Annotated in this window: 12 protein-coding genes; 4 read left to right on the forward strand and 8 right to left on the reverse strand. The window is 57.0% G+C overall.

What is annotated here, in order from left to right:
- Nucleotides 1–157: 157 nt before the first annotated feature.
- On the reverse strand, nt 158–1618 hold the full coding sequence (gene dxr / locus LOC70_RS20435; RefSeq protein WP_390889063.1) for a 1-deoxy-D-xylulose-5-phosphate reductoisomerase: 1461 nt from the start codon (nt 1616–1618) through the stop codon (nt 158–160).
- A 225-nt stretch (nt 1619–1843) separates the two neighbouring features.
- Between dxr and ftsH the strand changes: the two genes are divergently transcribed.
- On the forward strand, nt 1844–4036 hold the full coding sequence (ftsH, locus tag LOC70_RS20440; protein ID WP_230255823.1) for an ATP-dependent zinc metalloprotease FtsH: 2193 nt from the start codon (nt 1844–1846) through the stop codon (nt 4034–4036).
- Between the two features lie 267 nt (nt 4037–4303).
- Complete coding sequence (locus tag LOC70_RS20445) at nt 4304–5176, forward strand: hypothetical protein (RefSeq protein ID WP_230255824.1); 873 nt, start codon at nt 4304–4306, stop codon at nt 5174–5176.
- 47 nt (nt 5177–5223) lie between these two features.
- On the opposite strand, the gene trpA is transcribed toward LOC70_RS20445, so the two are convergent.
- The 4 genes from trpA to LOC70_RS20465 all read right to left on the reverse strand — a co-directional run bounded on the left by trpA (nt 5224) and on the right by LOC70_RS20465 (nt 10148).
- On the reverse strand, nt 5224–6060 hold the full coding sequence (gene trpA / locus LOC70_RS20450; RefSeq protein ID WP_230255825.1) for a tryptophan synthase subunit alpha: 837 nt from the start codon (nt 6058–6060) through the stop codon (nt 5224–5226).
- 180 nt (nt 6061–6240) lie between these two features.
- Nucleotides 6241–6714 (reverse strand): hypothetical protein, encoded by a 474-nt coding sequence (locus LOC70_RS20455; protein WP_230255826.1) that lies wholly within the window; start codon nt 6712–6714, stop codon nt 6241–6243.
- 94 nt (nt 6715–6808) lie between these two features.
- Complete coding sequence (locus LOC70_RS20460; RefSeq protein ID WP_230255827.1) at nt 6809–8113, reverse strand: outer membrane protein assembly factor BamB family protein; 1305 nt, start codon at nt 8111–8113, stop codon at nt 6809–6811.
- A gap of 301 nt (nt 8114–8414) precedes the next feature.
- Entirely contained in the window at nt 8415–10148 is a 1734-nt protein-coding gene (locus LOC70_RS20465) for a hypothetical protein (protein ID WP_230255828.1), read from the reverse strand.
- A 660-nt stretch (nt 10149–10808) separates the two neighbouring features.
- On the opposite strand from LOC70_RS20465, the gene LOC70_RS20470 reads away from it, so the two are divergent.
- Nucleotides 10809–11981, forward strand: coding sequence for a hypothetical protein (locus LOC70_RS20470; protein WP_230255829.1), 1173 nt, complete (start codon nt 10809–10811; stop codon nt 11979–11981).
- A gap of 13 nt (nt 11982–11994) precedes the next feature.
- On the opposite strand, the gene LOC70_RS20475 is transcribed toward LOC70_RS20470, so the two are convergent.
- The 3 genes from LOC70_RS20475 to LOC70_RS20485 all read right to left on the reverse strand — a co-directional run bounded on the left by LOC70_RS20475 (nt 11995) and on the right by LOC70_RS20485 (nt 16666).
- Complete coding sequence (locus LOC70_RS20475) at nt 11995–13563, reverse strand: hypothetical protein (RefSeq protein ID WP_230255830.1); 1569 nt, start codon at nt 13561–13563, stop codon at nt 11995–11997.
- A 126-nt stretch (nt 13564–13689) separates the two neighbouring features.
- Nucleotides 13690–15771, reverse strand: a complete 2082-nt coding sequence (gene metG, locus LOC70_RS20480; protein WP_315857288.1) for a methionine--tRNA ligase — start codon at nt 15769–15771, stop codon at nt 13690–13692.
- Between the two features lie 127 nt (nt 15772–15898).
- Nucleotides 15899–16666 carry a PIG-L family deacetylase gene (locus LOC70_RS20485; RefSeq protein WP_230255831.1) on the reverse strand — a complete coding sequence of 256 codons (768 nt, stop codon included), beginning with the start codon at nt 16664–16666 and terminating at the stop codon, nt 15899–15901.
- 206 nt (nt 16667–16872) lie between these two features.
- On the opposite strand from LOC70_RS20485, the gene LOC70_RS20490 reads away from it, so the two are divergent.
- Nucleotides 16873–17259 carry a hypothetical protein gene (locus tag LOC70_RS20490; protein ID WP_230255832.1) on the forward strand — a complete coding sequence of 129 codons (387 nt, stop codon included), beginning with the start codon at nt 16873–16875 and terminating at the stop codon, nt 17257–17259.
- Nucleotides 17260–17433 lie beyond the last annotated feature (174 nt).

A 17433-nucleotide genomic window follows, 5' to 3' on the forward strand; every position in this document is an offset into this window, starting at 1 on the left:
ATGAAAAAGTGATTTCCGCAGGGGGACCTAACGCGGCCACGTTGAATGTATGGGAGTTTGATGTTGGAAGTTCATTGGAGATCCGGTGTTGTGGCACGCACGCCCGTGATGAGGCGATGAATTGACCAACCGGATTTCGCGTTCCCGAACGGGGAGCCTATTTGGACCCAGCCAGCTTTTCAGCGTGCGATCGAGCCCAAACATCCAATTTTAGCAGTTGATCTAGCGTTGGTGAGGATTCGTGATGATGGTCCTGCAACGTCCTGCGGCACAGTTCGGGGATGTCAGTAAAGCGAATTTGACGCTGTAGGAACAGATCGACTGCGGTCTCGTTGGCGGCATTGACCACCGCACCGGCGGTTCCGCCGACGCGAGCCACTTCGAAACCGAGGGCCAACGCGGGAAAACGTTCGGGATCGGCGGGGCAAAGCGTCATGTCCCACGGCGAAGTGCGGTCCAAGGACGGCGACGGGCACGGCAAACGACGCGGGTAGGTCAACGCGTACTGAATGGGCATTCGCATGTCAGGCGGGCTGATTTGGGCGATCAGACTGCCGTCTTCAAATTCAACAAACGAGTGAATCAGGGATTGAGGGTGCACGACGACCTCGATTTTGTCGGCCGGCACGTCGAACAACCATTTCGCCTCGATGACTTCCAATGCCTTGTTCATCATGGAGGCCGAATCAATCGTGATCTTGGCCCCCATTTTCCATGTCGGGTGGGCGAGGGCTTGTTCGACCGTGGCGTCACGCATTTGTGCCGTGGTCCAGTCGCGAAAAGGGCCACCGCTGGCCGTCAGGATCAACCGACGAACGCCGGGCCAATTGGTTGTCGGGGCTGGCTTTGCGGCGAGATCCGTTGGGGCGTCGGAGCCGGCGGGCGTTTGCGATTTGCGGGCGCGGGATTCGGCCAAACATTGAAAAATGGCGGAGTGTTCGCTGTCGACCGGAAGCAACTCCGCTCCGTTGTTCTGGACCGCTTGCGTGACGACCGGTCCGGCCACCACCAATGTTTCTTTGTTGGCCAAGGCGACTCGTTTGCCCGCATGGACGGCGGCCAAAGTGGATTCCAGTCCGGCTCGGCCGACGATGGCGGCAACCACCACATCGACGTCTTTTTCCGTGGCGGCTCGAACCAACGCCTCGGAGCCCACGTCCAACCCGCAGTCGAGACCGGATCGGTTCGGTGAGTCTTCGCTGTTGGTTCTGATTTTGGCGGAATTCAGTGCCCTGGCGGCCTCCGCCTGTTTTTCAGGATCGGAAACGACAATCCGTTCCGGTGCGACGTGACAATCCGCTGCCAAACTGACCAAGGAATCGATTTGCGAGTGACCCGACAGGCTGGCGACTTGCCAATCGTGGACCGGGTCACACCGATGCAGATTTTGGATGACGTCCAACGTCGCCACGCCGATGCTGCCCGTCGCTCCCAAAACCGCGACGCGTTGGACAGGCCGAGGACTGGAGATGCCGGAGGAAGAGCTGTTCGCTTGGACGCTGGATTTCCGTGAATCGTCTTTGCGGGGATCGCGAACCTCGCCGGGCTTTTCGGCTGGAGACGTTTCGCCAGTCGAATTCGAATCCATGGGGCGAGCGGTGGGGTGCGGGGATGTCACGAGAATGATTGTCCAGGGTGTCAGGGGCCGTATCATGGGGGAACGGACCTGCCAGAACAATCCGAATAAGCCACCCAGACGTGTTGCATCGCGAGATTTTCACGGGCGTGAAAGTGGGGTGGTCTGGGATCTGCCGGGGCAGAATCGATAGTGGAACCTCTGTCTCGATCGTGAATCCTCGGTCCAGCAGCCAAATCTTCTTCAAACGGAAACCATTGGGACGCAATGAGCAACGAACCAAAGTCGAAACGCGGGGGATCTTCCGAGAATCGCAGCGGAGGCAATGTCTGGCTGGTTTTGTTGGCCGTGACCGCCGCCGTGGTCCTGAGCGCGTTTTTGTTCAGCGACAATCGTCGGCGTTTGGCCTACCCCCATTTGAAGGAACTGCTGGCGAAAGAAGCCGAATTCCGCACCGACAGCAACGTAACCGATGCCGATGCGTCTGGTGAAACCAACGTCTCCGACGAAACCATTGTCTCCCGTGAAACATCAGACGCCATCGAAACGAGTTCGGATGAGTCCGCCAACTCGACTGAAGACGACGCCACGATTCCCGCTGTCGTGGTTGAAAGCAGCACAAAAGAGAACGTGTTCCACGAATTCAGTCGTTTGAGCAACGTGTTGGTGGCCGATGACCGGATCACCGGGAAGGTCTTTTTCCGTGCGTTCACCCCGAACCATCCAAGCGAAAACGCCGCGGCAGAAGAAGTCAATTTCGTCACCATTCGTGGCTATCCCAATGACGTGATTGCGGCCGAGCTGCAGGGACTGCTGGAAGCTTCCGGGGTCGATTGGGACAATGACCGGCCGAGCCGCTTTCTGGAAAATCATTGGCCCGAGCTGTTGATGATCGGTGTGCTGGTCGCACTGGGGATCGTGATGTTGAAACGCATGGGCGGTGTTGGATCGCCGATGTCTTTCTCGCGAAGCCGTGGCAAGCTGTACAGCGAAGATGATCTGCCCACCACGTTTGAGGACGTGGCCGGGATTGAAGAAGCGGTCGATGAAGTCCGTGAAGTGGTCGATTTCCTGAAGAACAGCGACAAGTATCACAATCTGGGCGGACGCATTCCCAAAGGTGTCCTGCTCGTTGGCCCTCCGGGAACGGGAAAGACATTGTTGGCCAAAGCCATTGCGGGCGAAGCCGGGGTGCCGTTCTTCAGCCTGTCCGGCAGTGACTTCGTCGAGATGTTCGTCGGTGTCGGAGCGGCTCGCGTGCGAGACATGTTCCAACAAGCCGTCAATCGAGCTCCCTGCATCATCTTTATCGACGAGTTGGACGCTCTCGGGAAAAGCCGCAGCGGCAGTGTTGTCGGGGGTCACGATGAACGCGAACAAACCTTGAACGCGTTGTTGGTGGAGATGGATGGATTTGATTCCAACTCTGGCGTGATTGTGGTGGCGGCGACCAACCGGCCGGAAACGCTGGACCCCGCCTTGCTGCGACCTGGGCGTTTTGATCGACATGTCTTGGTCGACCGACCCGACGTCGCGGGACGCGAAGAGATTCTCGGTGTGCACGTCAAAAACGTGAAGCTCGATGAGTCAGTGGAACTCAAAGGCATCGCGTCGATCACCAGCGGATTTGTCGGTGCGGATCTGGCGAATCTCGTCAACGAAGCGGCCTTGCTGGCGGCTCGGAATGGCAAACCGGCCGTGGCCATGGAAGAATTCAACGAAGCCGTTGAACGCGTCACGGCTGGGTTGGAAAAGAAGAAACGCGTGATGAACGAAGACGAAAAGATTCGTGTCGCCTACCACGAGTCAGGGCATGCCTTGGTGGCCGCCGCGTTGCCTAACACGGATCCGGTTCACAAAGTCAGCATCATTCCGCGAGGATTGGCTGCCTTGGGCTACATGATGCAGCGTCCCGAAACCGAACGCTTTTTGATGACGAAGAGCGAGCTGGAAAGCCAAATGAAAGTCATGTTGGCTGGGACGTTGGCGGAAGAGATGATTTTTCAAGACATCAGCACCGGAGCCCAGAACGACCTGGAACGTTGCACCGAAACCGCTCGCAGCATGGTCATGGATTATGGCATGAGTCGTCTGGGACGAATCAATCTGCGTCGCAACACGCGTAGCCCGTTCTTGGCAGGTTCCGGCGGTGGCGAATATCAGGTCATGCACAGCGACGAAATGGCCAAGATGATCGACAAAGAAGTCTCGCGAATTGTCGACGACATGCTGGCTCAAACACGCGAAATTTTGGAGCAGCGGCGGGATGTGCTGGAAGCCGTGACGCAGCGATTGTTGGAGGTTGAAGCGATCGACAGCGACGAACTGTTGCGGTTGATTGAAGAGCACAGTCGAGGTCCATGGCTCGTTCCTGGCACGGTCACCGAGAAGCCCAAAGCGAAGATCGTTCACCGCGAAGAAGCTCCCCTTTCGGATCGCGGCTCCGCCAACCGAAGCTGAGCAACCAAGGCTGGATTCATCGAGGATCCAAGTTGGTTGGGAACGACTCGATTTTTGAGTGGTCCAGTGTCCGAGCAGGTGTTTCCATCTGAAACGCCTGCCTTGCGGCATTTGCTTTGAGCGGGAGCTTTGAATGAACGACTGGGAATGTGGATTCCGGTCTTTCGAGAAACTTCGCAGTTTTGTTAAAGCCCGAGGAGGTAGCGGACGAGATACGCTCGTTTTGCTAATTCTCTGCATCAGATCTCACGCAATCGGGCGTTCCCAATGCGATTCAATTGGACAGCAAGACTCACCCTCGGGCGAACGTGTGTCGGTCTTTCCGCGTTAGCGACGCTCGGCCTGTTGGCGGGATGCCAGCAAACCAGCGGGACGACGGCTGCACCAATCAGCATGCTGCAACCTGGGCAAACGCCAGTGCAAAATCCGACCTTGCCCACGCTCGGGCCGTTCGGTGCTTCGGCGCGAGTCCCACCGCCGGCCACGGGATCCTACGGCAGTGTGACCGGTGCGACGTCCGCATCCACCTACGCACCGACCATGCCATACAACTCTTCCGCCAGCGGCATCGTTCCGATGAGTCACACGGCGGACAGTGCAGTGGGTTCCGGCGTCATGCAAGCCGGTGGCACCTTTGACAGTTCTTCGTCGGCGAGTCCTACGCCCCAGTGGGTGGAAACGAACTCGGTCCAACCGACTTCGGCTGTATCGGCTCCATCAACGGGGCCTCGCAGCGGTGGCATGCCAGTGATCGACTTGACCACAGCGCCTCCTCCTCCAGGATACGTTCCTTCGGGAACAATGCCCTCGGGTGCGATGAACTACGGCAATTCCACCGCCATGAACATGGCCGCTGGCTATCCGGCAAACACGCAGATCAACGCGGGGAGCACGGTTCAACCCGGTCAATTGCCGGTCAGTCAACTGGTGCCGATGCAGCCAACCCAATCGGCGTCCGAAAGTGCCCAGTGGAACACAGCGTCGGCGCCGGTTGCCGGGGCGTCGGATTCGTTCCAAGCTAATACGCCCGTTGCTGCGACCACAATGCAAAACAATTCGGTCGGCTCACAACCTGCCGCGAATCAGCCAAGCTTCTCGACGGCTGATCGTCCGGTTCAGTGGCGAGCACCGAATCGCTGATCTGACCAGCGTCTGAGACTTCGCGGCTTCGAAAGCGGAGCCGACGATCAGGCTGCGTCGATCGCTTCCCGGAGCGTCTGGCAGAATGTTCCGGCTTCATCAGCGGCGGCTTGGACGGGATCTTTTCCATCCGCTTCAGCCTGTTGCACCGCGGAGGCAACTCGACGAACGATGGCGGATCCGACGATCAAACCATCGGACACGGGAGCTAGCTTGGCAGCCGTTTCGGGACCGCTGATTCCAAAGCCGATGCAGATCGGCAAATCCGTTTGCTCTCGCAACCAACCGACATTGTCGACCAAGTTCGTGGGCAGCGTTGTTCGCTCGCCAGTGATTCCCGTGACAGAAACGTAGTACAAGAAACCACTGGAAAGCTCAGCGATTCGACATTGGCGATCTCGCGTGGTGGTTGGGGTTACGAGCTGGATTAGGTCGAATCCGGCTTTCTGACAATGGCCGCTGAGCTCGTCGGCTTCTTCGACCAACAGGTCGGGAACAATGGCACCGCAGTATCCGGCTTGCATCGCTTTTTCGATGTAGTTTTGCATCCCAATGCGATAGATGATCGAGTAGCTGACCATCGTGACACGAGGCATGGGTTGCGTGTCGGAATTCTTGCTCAGCCGGCCGCCCAAGTTCCACAGGTCTTGCAGTTTGAAACCAGCGTCCAACGCCCGTTGGTAGGAAGCTTGGATGACCGGACCGTCCGCGATTGGATCGCTGTAGGGCACACCGACTTCGCACAGATCCGCTCCGTTTCGTCGAGCCGCCGCGATGACCGCTTCCGTCGTTTCGACGTTCGGATCACCCGTGGTCAAAAACGGCATCAGAGCTTTGCGATTTTGGCCACGCAGAGAATCAAACAGGTTTTTCAGCGGCGTCATGGATGGAGGATCGGCTTCAAATTGGATGGGAGGGCAGAATTGCTGGAATGCTTGTCGAATCGCTTTGCTAGCGTTGTTACGAATTACGCTTCGCGTCGAGAACGTGACGTCCGCGATCGGTGCATTGCTAGGCAAAGAGCGATTGCAATTCGAGCAACACGCGGTGGACAGCCGCCAAGCCTAAATCCCAGGCTGCGGATCGGCAACCAAGCCGGTTCCAAACACGGGACGTGTCGGAACGGGATGAAAACGGGGCCACGGCACTTCGGGTGGCTTTTCCTGCTCGACGAACCGCTCCCCGGTTATTGGGTCCAGGTCCATCGGCGAAACGCCGTCGAGGACACCCGAGCCGGCGACAAAAGATTGAGAGGATTCACATCCGCCCGATTCGCAAAGCACTCCGTGGCCGTCGGTGGGCACAATGACCGCTCCGTCTTCGATCAGATTTTGGGTGTGCTGGGCGTTGCTGTGCGGGCGACCTCGCCGCCAATCGCCGAAGAAACCACCGTGATCGTCGGGATCATGCAAACGCTCGCTCGGGACCCCCAATGCCACGCAGCCGCCGAAGCAACTGACACATGCCAGCACCATCAGCATTCGCACGGCTGCGGCGACGATGTTGGCGGTTCGGAAATGGGAATGGATCGATCGCATGAAAGCATAATCGACCGTTACCGGTTGTCTCTTTAGAGAAAATTGCCCAACCGTCAAAGTCGCCGCAGTGTTTGAGTGCAGCTTCGTTTGAGTCTCATCGAGTTCCAACCGCGATCAGGTACTCCTGGCGATTCCCGCCCGTTCCGACCGCCGTTCGCAGTAACAGACGATCATCAATGGGAACTGGCGTGGCAAAGAAGGAATTGCCGGTTTGGTTGGTCGCCAACAGATCGAAACGGTCGGGGCTGGCTTTGAAGACAAAGATCTCTCCATCCTCCGATCCAACATAAACCCGTCCATTGACCAACGTCGGCGATGAGCTGATGCCTCCGCCGAACAGCCTGGATTGCCACATGCGTTTCCCATCCATGGTCCGCCAGCAATACGCGACACCCGAGTCTGCGACTCCGAAAACATAGTTTGGAATCGTGAGAAGTGATTGCTCGTAGCACTTGACGTTGTTTTCCCATTGAACGTCGTTTGCGCTGCCGTCGCCGAGCACGCACCAAGTTCCGGATCCAGGATTGCCGCCACTGGTGATCACGCGACGATCGTCCCAGACGACAGTCCCGCAAATCGCCGCGGTGGCGGTGTCGACACGCCAAAGCTCTCGTCCAGTTTGTGGATCGTAGGCGTTGATCATGTCCGCACCGGAAATCAGCACCATCGGTTGGCCGCCGATCGTCGTGGCGATGGGCGTCGCGAAGTTCAAATTGGATGGCCGGTCGACGCGCCACCGTGTCTTTCCGGTGCGCGTATCCAACGCCGCCAAACAGCTTTCCGATCCATCATATTCTGCGGCGACGATCAGCAGGTCATCCACCAGGATCGGGCTGGCGCCATATCCGAATTGGAACCGTGAGGGACGATACGCCGAAACACGTTGTTGCCAATTCTGTTGTCCGTCGGTTGTCACAGACGTCACGACGATTGCATCGTCCGTGTGGAAGGAAACGTAAACGTTCTGACCGTCCGAGGCAGGGCTGGGGGAAGCATGGGAGTTGTTCGAGTGAATGCGTCCGGGCAGGGTTCCTTGATGAATGACCCAGTTGTCTAGCAAACGACCGGTGCTGCGATCAAATTTCAAGAGTCGTTGTGTCTCGTCGTCCTTCACGGCGGTCGTCAGGAAAATCGCGTCTGCGACCACGATGGGTGTTGAGTGGCCTCGGCCGGGAATCGCGGTCTTCCAAACCACGTTCTCGCCGCGGTCGATGTTCCAACGGACGGGAGCATCGGCACCATCGGGTGCGTGGTTATTCGCTTCGGGGCCACGCCACTGCAGCCAATCCTCCGCGTCGACCGAATGCACCAAGCCGAACCCGCTTGTGAGAATCATCAATGCGAAGAGCAGTTCGCGAGTTGTAAAGAGCGTGTGGGATGCGGTGAAAATCCGTTTCATTCGTTGCATGCGAAGAGCCACATTGAGAGAAGAGAGTGCGAAAAGTGGGGCCACGAAACACACCATCGAGGATTGATGCTCTTGGCGTGGTTGTGACATTCACGGCCTGGCGCAGCATGACGTTCCCCCGGCATCCGTTCAAGATCTCGGCGTGATGTCAGGCTGCGAAGCTTTGGATCAGACGGGGCTGTGAGGGGGAGTCAACAATGAAGCTCGCGGGCGTGGGAACTTCCCGCCAACAAAAAACGCTGGCCCATTTGGACCAGCGTTCTTTTTCAAATTCAATTGAAGCTTTCTGCCTTTAGTTCACACCGGGCAGGCCCGCTGCAGGGGCGGCTCCGGGAAGCCCGTCTTCCGCTTCTGGCAAACCCGCGTCGGGCAAGCCAGCACCGGGCAGACCAGCACCGGGCAGTCCAGCATCGGGCAGACCAGCTCCAGGAAGGCCGGCACCGGGTAAACCAAACACAGGCAAACCACCATTCAGCGGTCCCATGCCGTCATCGCCCAAATCGTTGTCCGCATCTTCCAGCTCAACGCCGGCGAGATCGGCTAGCACAATGCGTTGTTCTTCGAGCGATTCGATCCACTTCTTTTGGTCATCCAGTTGATCGTCGTTGATTGCGTCTGCGACGGGTTTGATGTCGTTGATCCAATCTTGAACGATCTTTTTGTTTTCGTCCGATACTCCGGCGAGCAATCCAGAAGGATCTTCGGGAACTTCGGCCAGTGGTGTTCCGGCGGCTCCACGAAGCACCTGCTGCAGAACCTTTGTAATACGTCGTCGGGAAAGAGACACTTCGGGTGGTTGAGGTTTAGCGGCCGGCATGCGGCCCATCATGCCCATACCGCTCATCATCATGTCTTCCATACCCATGTCCATTTCCATGCCGCTCATCATGCTGTCTTCCATGCCCATGTCCATTTCCATGCCACTCATCATCATGTCTTCCATGCCCATTCCCATGCCGCCTCGCATGGCACTGCTGCGGGCTTTGTCTTTCTTTTTCTTGCTCTCCTTCAGACCCAAGAATGATTCGGGGCTTGGGGGTTGTTTCACAGCGGTCTTGCGAGTGCGGTCCAACGCTTTCAATCGTTGGAGTTCCGACTCGACCGTGTCGAATGCTCGTCGAGTCCAACTCTTCAGCACGCCATCCACGTCAGCGACCTGTCCGTCCAATTGACTGGTCATTTGACCGATCTGCTCGGCCGAGTAGAGAGCAATCAGATCGGGCTTCTCTTCGTCCGTGCTGATGGAGATCAGTTGCTTGCCCAGGTCGGTGTCTTGAGGCGTGCTCAAGTAATGCAGAATGTCGACCGCGGAACGTTGCAGGTAAGCATGAGCTTTCGGGTCGCGGCCTTCGGGTGCGGGTGATTCCAGCAGTTGCGTCATCAGTGTGGACAGCTTGGCTTTGGATGCATCTTGCATGTAGGGAAAGCCGTACATCGTTGTCCGGTGCAGCGATTGCAATGCTGCGGCGCGGACGCCGTCGACTTCTTGTTCGTTTTCATACAGTGCGACCAACTGATCAAATGCTGGCCCGACGCGAGCAGCCAAAGGAACCGGTGGGCGTCCCGTCGTTCCGTCATACGGTGTGTAATCCAAGCGTCCCAACACCAAAATGGCGTTGATCCGCGCTGCCGGGATGTAGTTGCCTTTGGCAACCTTTGACATCCCAACGTAAAGATGCTTCAGGAATTCGCCCTTTCCAGGATTGTTGATTCTCTGTGCCGTGTTGAGGGACTTTTCCAGCGAAGACAGCATCGGCCCGATTTTGTTGAGGTTCTCTTTTCGAACCATCAAGTACGGAACGATGTGTTGCATGTAAATCTCGGCATTCTTTTTTTCGCCAGCCGACATCTGCTCCAGTTTGCGAGTGGTCGCCAGCGTCTTTGCCGCCCGCTCACGTTCGGCGATTCTCTCGGGCGTCACTTGTTCTGCGGGCAGGTTGATCGTCGCGTACTGCTGTGCCGAGGCGACATTGCTGAGTAACCAGCAAATGACAACGGCGGCACACAAGATCCAGATCCGTTTCACGCGTTGCGATTGGGCACGTGCATCGCTGGATTCCGCCAATGCGATCGCAACAGCACGTCCAGATGCGTTGGAGCCAGATGCATAGGAATTGGATGATGTGGAGGTGGCGTGTCGCAAAAGAACACCCTCGGTGAAAAGAGTCGGGCCGAAAAGGAGCGAAACGATGGCGTTTCACGGAGACTCATTATTCACCGGATCATCACCGTTCGTCAACGAAATTCCGGGATCAGCGGGGTTTTGAACGCCATCCAAAGCGTCCAGGCCCACCCTCGCATGACTTCGTGCGATTCGGCAGACGCTGGCCGTGCGTCGCGTCAGCTGTAAAAAAAGGCGAGGCCGGCTCCGAAGAACCGACCACGCCTCGCACGGGGGGACGCTTAATATTCGGGTAGATCATGGTGCAGAGTGCGTCCCTCCGACACAACCAACCATAGTTTGGATCCCGCGAAAAACGAGCAACTGAAAGTCGGAATCATGACTGTCTCAGCAGTTTCAGGTTGGCTGTAGCGATCTGACCAGTTCTGTCGGTCGTGAAGGTTGGAAGGCTGGTTGGATCCCGCCACGGTGGCGGATCTTCAACAAACTTTCACCGGCAATCAGGTTCCGATGGAGTCCGAGGAAGAATATGCCGATTGTTCCGGTTGGAGGGGGGCCTCCGTCATGGATCATCGTTTCGCCCACGGCACTGTCGTTCTGGCCGCGATCCATGTCCATTTCAATCCTGTCGGAACGGAAGTGACGGACGTAGCAATGAGCAACATTCAATGTTGGGCCAACCGATTCGCAACGCGGATCATGGAGCCGGTGGACAACCAGGAGCCGGTGGTGCGTCGATGGCGAACAGCCATCTTCGCTGGTGTTGCGGCGTTGACGGGAGTCTTGGGGGGAGACACCGTCAACGCGCAGCGTCCTGTTGTGCCAGGCACAGGCACGGAATTGGTGGGTGTCGCCGACGACTTCGAGGATGAGTCGTGGAACTACATTCCCAACAATCCCAAGAGTACGGAAGACATCGACGAGAACCAACGTGCCCCGATGGGGAAAAGCACGAACGGTCGTTGGTACGAAGGAATCAAACGCGGTCACCCCGATGTGGTTCAGCGTGTGCCGACTCCCGCCGGAGGTTTGCCCGGCAGCGAAGGTGCTCTCCTGATGCGGAGCAAGTTCACTGGCATCCCCGGGAACGCCAGCGGAACGATGCACCAAGACGATTTCATCGCCAACGTTCAATACCGTTTGAAACGAAGGATCGACGTGGCCGAAGTTCCGAGCGTGACAACGCGAGTTTTCTTGCCACCGGTGGCCGAGTGGGAGCAACGCAGTGGGCCGCATTTCGGATTCCGTCTGGCGCTTGAAACAACCGCGATGATCGAAAAAGAAATCGGGTTGTTCAAACTCAAACGCAAAGAGCTGGGCAACGAAATTTACTGGCCCGGAATGTTCGTCGAGTTCGAAAGCAAAGCCGACAGCCGCAAGCGAACGGACGACTACGCATATCTTCGAATTCGCGGCAATCAACGCGGTGCCGATTTCCGTGGACCGCAGATTACCACGACCGGTTGGTGGACCTTGGGGATGAGTGTCACGCCTGATGGGATGGTGCACTACTATGCATCGCCCGGCATCGACGAACTGACAGAAGAAGACTACATCACCAGCCAATTCCCCTACGGTTACGAAGCCGAGCGGATGCGGACCTTCTTCTACAACATTTGCAGTGCGGACGATGGTCGCCGCTGGAGCACCTCGTTCATCGTGGACGATCCCAAGGTTTACTTGGTGCGTCCTCGCGGAAAGCAAATGGCCCGTCGCTCCACCAGCGAACGACGTTAATTCGACGCATCGGCTACGTGTCCAGTCGCTCGACGCGACAGGGATAAAATGGCCGCGACTGGTCCACCCATTGCAACATCGCTCGACTCCCCGTGGCTTCGGTCACGGGGATGTCTGCGTTCTGGACGGCCTTGCGGTACAGGTTCAGCAACTGTTGGCGTTGATTGGCTGAACCGAATTCGCTTTGCACGATCGATCGGTTGTGCTGAATCACCGAGGGATCGAGCGGCTCGGTGAGCCAATTCACCAGATCGCGGTTGCGCTGGCGGACTTCTTGGGCAAAGCCTTCGTCGCTGGCAAATTTTCGAAGCACCTCGATTTGCAAGTCGGGTGTCAAACGTGCGAAATCAATCCAGTCATGTTGCTCCGCAGTGGGCTGAGTCACTTGAGAACCGAGTTCTGCTTCGGTAAGCACGCCCTGCCAAGCCTTTTGCTTCGCTAGCTGAAACGCTTGTTCTGCTCCGGCTAACCAATCCGGTGAGCCGGGGATGCGAACGGAATCATACAGACGATCCAGCAGCACGCCCCGATCGATGAAGTCCGCTGTTACCCCCGGAAGATTTCGAGCGACCACGGAACGCGATGCCAACCACGGTTCCAAAAACGCCATGCCGAATCCTTCCGCGACGCTGGATGATACAACGGTGGTTGCAGCGGAGAGGTTGTCCGTAAATTCGATGTCGGGGTGATGTGCCGCGTCAAACACAACGTTGTCCACGCACTCATGGGCGATCGATCGCCAACGTTCGTAGGAGCGTTTTTCAACCGGAGTGGTTGGCATCAGCGTCATCGCCCCAACCGCCGGTCGACCGGCGAGTTGGCACATCAGCAAAAACTCGCCCAAGTTCTTACGGCGAATCCCACGCACGGGATACAGCATCCACTGAAAATCGCTGGGAAGGTCAAACGCTTGGCGGACCTTCTGCCGGGCGGTTTCGAATGCTGGCAGCTCACTTGATGGCAATCGCACGCTATTGGGCAACACGTCCACCCGCGAGCGATCGATGCCGTATTGCACGAGCGTCCGGGCATCGCCTGTTGTCAGCGTCGCATAAGAGATTCGCGGACCGGTGGGGTAAAGGATCGTGTCGAGTTCCGTTGCAGATTGGCACGGCAGGGTGTCTCGCAAATAGGCCCAATTCTCAGGGCGTTGGTCTTCCGCGAAATCATGGATGTGCAAAACGCACGAGTACCCCATCGCAGCCAAACGCTTGACCACCAGCGGCGAAGCGGCGTTCTTGCCAAGGCTGTGATTGTGCCAATGAACCACGACCTCGTTGGGATTCCAATCCGATTGTCGACAAAGTTGATCGATGTCCTCGGCGGTTGTCCGGGCATCGGTCTCAATGTCGTTCTTGATCTCGCGGTGCGAGTCGTATTCCAACGATTGAAGCGACCAAAGCTGAACTGCATTGCGTGTCGACTCTTGCAGCCCTGATTGGCGAGGACCGCTGAGCAAAGCGATTTCGGTAATCTCATCCGCGTCACGCAAGCAGTGCACATGGTTGTCGACCACCTGAGTCACACCGCCACGTTCAAAGTGGCAATGAACGATGAGGATTTTCAACGAAGGATTCGTCATGAAATCAATCCGCCGCCTAACGATGATCCGGTGGAGCCGATCGAAGCAGACTTCGGTCGGAAATGAAAAACGCCCGAATTCGCGTTCGCGAACCAGGCGTTGAATGTGAGTGAAACGCTACGTCGATCAGTGAACTCGCTGACCTGGTTGAGCGCCTTCGTCGATGCCCAGAACGAAGACTTCTTCACCGCCCGGGCCTGCCGCGGTGACCATGCCTTCGCTGAGGCCAAATCGCATCTTGCGAGGTTTTAGGTTTGCCACCATGACCACCAAACGTCCGACCAGTTTCTCTGGATCGTAAGCGGCTTTGATGCCCGCGAAGACTTGGCGAGTTTCATCACCACCGAGTCCCAGGGTCAGCTTCAGCAGCTTGTTGGCTTCCGGGACTTGCTCCGCCGACAAAACCCGCGCGACGCGAAGGTCTACTTTCATGAAATCATCAATGGTGATTTCGTCGGCGAGTGGTTCGTCTTTCAGCGGCTGATCGCTGTCATTGAATGCGTTGGTCGGAGCGGCGTCGGCTTCTTTGGCCGCTTCTTCTTTGCTTTCTTCCATCATGGCTTCGAGATCCTCGAGTTTGACACGGTCCATCATACGTTGAAATTTATTAACGCCACGGTCGACCAGTGGCGTTTGGCTTTGTTCCCACGACGTGATCGGTTCCCCGAGCAAGTCGCCACATTTGTTCGCCAGTTCGGGAAGCACGGGGGCCAGGTAAACGGCCAACTGACGAAATAGATTCAGTGCCACCGTGCAAACGTCCCGAAGTTCATCTTGCCGGTCGGCGTCTTTGTTCATTTCCCACGGCTTGGCGTGTTCGACAAAAGGATTTGCCGAATCGGCCAATTCCATGATCAAACGCATGGCCTTGGCGTACTCGCCGTCTTCATAGGCAGTTGCGATCTCATCGCCTTTCGCCGCCGCCGCCGCGAATAATCCGCCGTCGTCCGGGTAGCTGGTCGACAAGCCGGTGCGGTTTGCAAACTTGCCCACGCGACTGGCAAGGTTGACGACTTTGCCCACCAAGTCCGAGTTGACCTTTTCAACGAACTCGTCGACGCCAAGATCGAGGTCTTCCACACGTGACGACAATTTGGTCGCGTAGAAGTAACGCAGCGCCGATGGGTCGATGTGCTTCAGAAATGTTTCGGCTTTGATGAAAGTGCCATCTCGTTTGGACATCTTCTTGCCGTTCACATTCAGGAATCCGTGAATGTGGACCTTCGTCGGCAGCGAGAAGCCCGCCGTCTTCAACATGCCTGGCCAGAACAGCGTGTGGAAATACGTGATGTCTTTGCCGATAAAGTGATGGACTTCGCAGTCATCACTCTTCCACCAATCCGCGAGCTGCTCGCCGTTTGCGTTGCACCACTGTTGCGTGCTGGCGATATATCCAATCGGCGCGTCGAACCAAACGTACCAGTAGTTGCCGGGGGCGTCGGGGATTTCAAAGCCGAAATAGGGAGCGGGGCGACTGATGTCCCAATCCCGCAATTCTTCGGCCAGGAAGTGGCCTTTCAAATAGTTGGCGGTTTCCGGTTGCAAGGCACCACTGTCCGCAACCCATTCATTCAGAAACCCATGCAGTTTTTCTAGCTGCACGAATAAGTGTTCGGCTTCACGAATGACCGGCGTCGCACCCGTGAGCGTGCTGACCGGATCGATCAGTTCGGTGGGGCTGTAGGTGTGACCGCAATTGCAGTTGTCGCCAGCCTGATCTGGCAAACCACATTTGGGGCATGTGCCGCGAACAAAGCGATCAGCGAGAAACGTTTCCGCCTCGGGGTCGTAGAGTTGTTCGACGCTTCGCTCGACTACTAAGTCCGCGTCGCGAAGGGATTGCCAAATCTGGTGACAAAGGGTTCGGTTTTCTTCGCTGTTGGTGCTTCCGTAGTGATCGAACTCGATTCCGAAGCCTGCAAAATCTCGCTGGTGAGCTTCGCTTGTTTCTTCAATCAACTCAATCTCGGATCGCCCCTCGCTGCGTGCACGGATCATGATCGCCGTGCCATGGGTATCGTCCGCACAGATATACAGACACCGATTGCCACGCAGTTTTTGGAAGCGAACCCAAATGTCCGTTTGCAGGTATTCGACCAAGTGCCCAATGTGGATGGGGCCGTTGGCGTAGGGCAAAGCAGCGGTAACGAGCAGACGACGCGACATGGATGTTGTTGTCATTGAGTGAATGAAGGACTCCAGCTTCACCCACGACTCCGTTTCGTGACGTGGGGTTCACCGTCGGACCGGCGATTGTGACAAACCACGCCGGAATCGAACAGCACCAGCCCCAACTCTGAACCGAAACATGAATCGGAGTCGTTGGGACGCGGATTCAGACGCTCATCACCGTGCGAACGAGATCGCTGACTGAATACGGATGCGCCGACGCGAAGGATTCGCCGGCCCAGCAACCCGCTTGGGATCCAGTGACCAATGCCGCCGCGCGAATACGATCGGCGATCTTCGGTTTGTGGTCGAACTGGGATGCGTATGCCGCGATGGAAGCCAATTTCTGTTCCAGACAGTCCCCGATGTCGACGATCAGGTGGTGAGACTCGCCCGGCATCACATCCGATTCGAACGCCAATCGGAAATAGAGTTGCCGGGCGACCGCGTGCACCGACGCCCCATCAAAATGCTCGTCCCAGCGACACAAGCGGCTGTAGAAAACGGCGGCATCGGTGATCTGCATGGCTTGCCAATGATCCGGGGACGCCATGGGAGTCTTCTGGCCAAACCCCATCACGATCCGAGGCCGGAAACGGCGGAACTGACGTGCCAGTGCAATGCGAGCAACAAACCCGTCCATCAGCGTCCGATTGGGCAAATTCAACTGCACGCGAGCATGAACGCCCAAGCATTCGGCCGCGCGGACGGATTCAGCAAGCCGCGTTGCGACATCAGGGCAATGCGGGGTCGGTTCCCCATCGGTGAGGTCGATGATGCCAACCCGATACCCCTGGCGAACCATTTTTGCCAGCGTTCCTCCACAGGCCGTTTCCACATCATCGGGGTGTGCCCCCACGGCAATCACGTCGAGCGCAGATTCCGCGTCGGTGGGGAGCAACAGATCAGTCGGCAGCGGAATTGGTTCGTTCATATCGCCAGCTTACCAGCGGCAGGTCAATTCGTCCTGACGTGATTACGCGTGTTTCAACCCGGACTCAGGTTGCAGAGTTGTTGTGATTGATGGCGTTTGGGATTGGGGCTCTTGGGGTTCAGGGAATTTTTGCTTAGCCTGCGAAGCCAGCTCCGAACCATCTCACCTGTTTGCGAAACTTCCCGGCTGATCATCCCAAGTTTGCCATGTCATTCACCGAGTACATCGCACCGTTCGCGGAGTTCCCCGTTTTGCAGCAGCGGGTTCTGCATGTCCTGGAGCAATTGCCGGAAGATGTGCAGACGGACTTTTTGAGCGATGAACGCTTTCAAGTCGAACTCGACAATTACGTTCCCGGTGTTGGTTGGTCGTTCCTGATGCCCGCACCCGGTATCGGTGGGAACGGCAGTCGTTGTGTGATTCTGCGAAGCAAGTTGGCCGATTTGCCGGAAGCATTTGCTCACTATGTGATCGCTCACGAATTTGCCCACGCGTTTCTGCGAAATGGTGGCTGGGGCGATATCACGGACATTGAGGAAGCGGCCGACGCTTTGGCTGCGTCTTGGGGTTTTGAACGACCCTCACGCGCGTGACTTGGCCACACATTTTGTGATCCATCACGAAACAAGGCGTCGCCAAGAATGAACTCGGCGACGCCTTGGATGCGATCGGATATCGATTCATCATCAAGTGTTTGAATAGCACGGTTCGACCGGCCGAGTTGAGCTCGCCCGGTCAGAGCCGTGCCACGCGACACTTGTGTGTGA

Origin of the sequence: Rhodopirellula halodulae (genome assembly GCF_020966775.1) — a bacterium.
Taxonomy (GTDB): domain Bacteria; phylum Planctomycetota; class Planctomycetia; order Pirellulales; family Pirellulaceae; genus Rhodopirellula; species Rhodopirellula halodulae.

Excerpts from the sequence above, each read along its gene's own strand:
- LOC70_RS20470 (WP_230255829.1), top strand. The coding sequence starts at position 10,809 with ATGGATCATCGTTTCGCCCACGGCACTGTCGTTCTGGCCGCGATCCAT.
- LOC70_RS20490 (WP_230255832.1), top strand. The coding sequence starts at position 16,873 with ATGTCATTCACCGAGTACATCGCACCGTTCGCGGAGTTCCCCGTTTTG.
- ftsH (WP_230255823.1), top strand. The coding sequence starts at position 1,844 with ATGAGCAACGAACCAAAGTCGAAACGCGGGGGATCTTCCGAGAATCGC.
- LOC70_RS20475 (WP_230255830.1), bottom strand. The coding sequence starts at position 13,563 with ATGACGAATCCTTCGTTGAAAATCCTCATCGTTCATTGCCACTTTGAA.
- LOC70_RS20460 (WP_230255827.1), bottom strand. The coding sequence starts at position 8,113 with ATGAAACGGATTTTCACCGCATCCCACACGCTCTTTACAACTCGCGAA.
- trpA (WP_230255825.1), bottom strand. The coding sequence starts at position 6,060 with ATGACGCCGCTGAAAAACCTGTTTGATTCTCTGCGTGGCCAAAATCGC.
- LOC70_RS20455 (WP_230255826.1), bottom strand. The coding sequence starts at position 6,714 with ATGCGATCGATCCATTCCCATTTCCGAACCGCCAACATCGTCGCCGCA.
- LOC70_RS20445 (WP_230255824.1), top strand. The coding sequence starts at position 4,304 with ATGCGATTCAATTGGACAGCAAGACTCACCCTCGGGCGAACGTGTGTC.
- LOC70_RS20485 (WP_230255831.1), bottom strand. The coding sequence starts at position 16,666 with ATGAACGAACCAATTCCGCTGCCGACTGATCTGTTGCTCCCCACCGAC.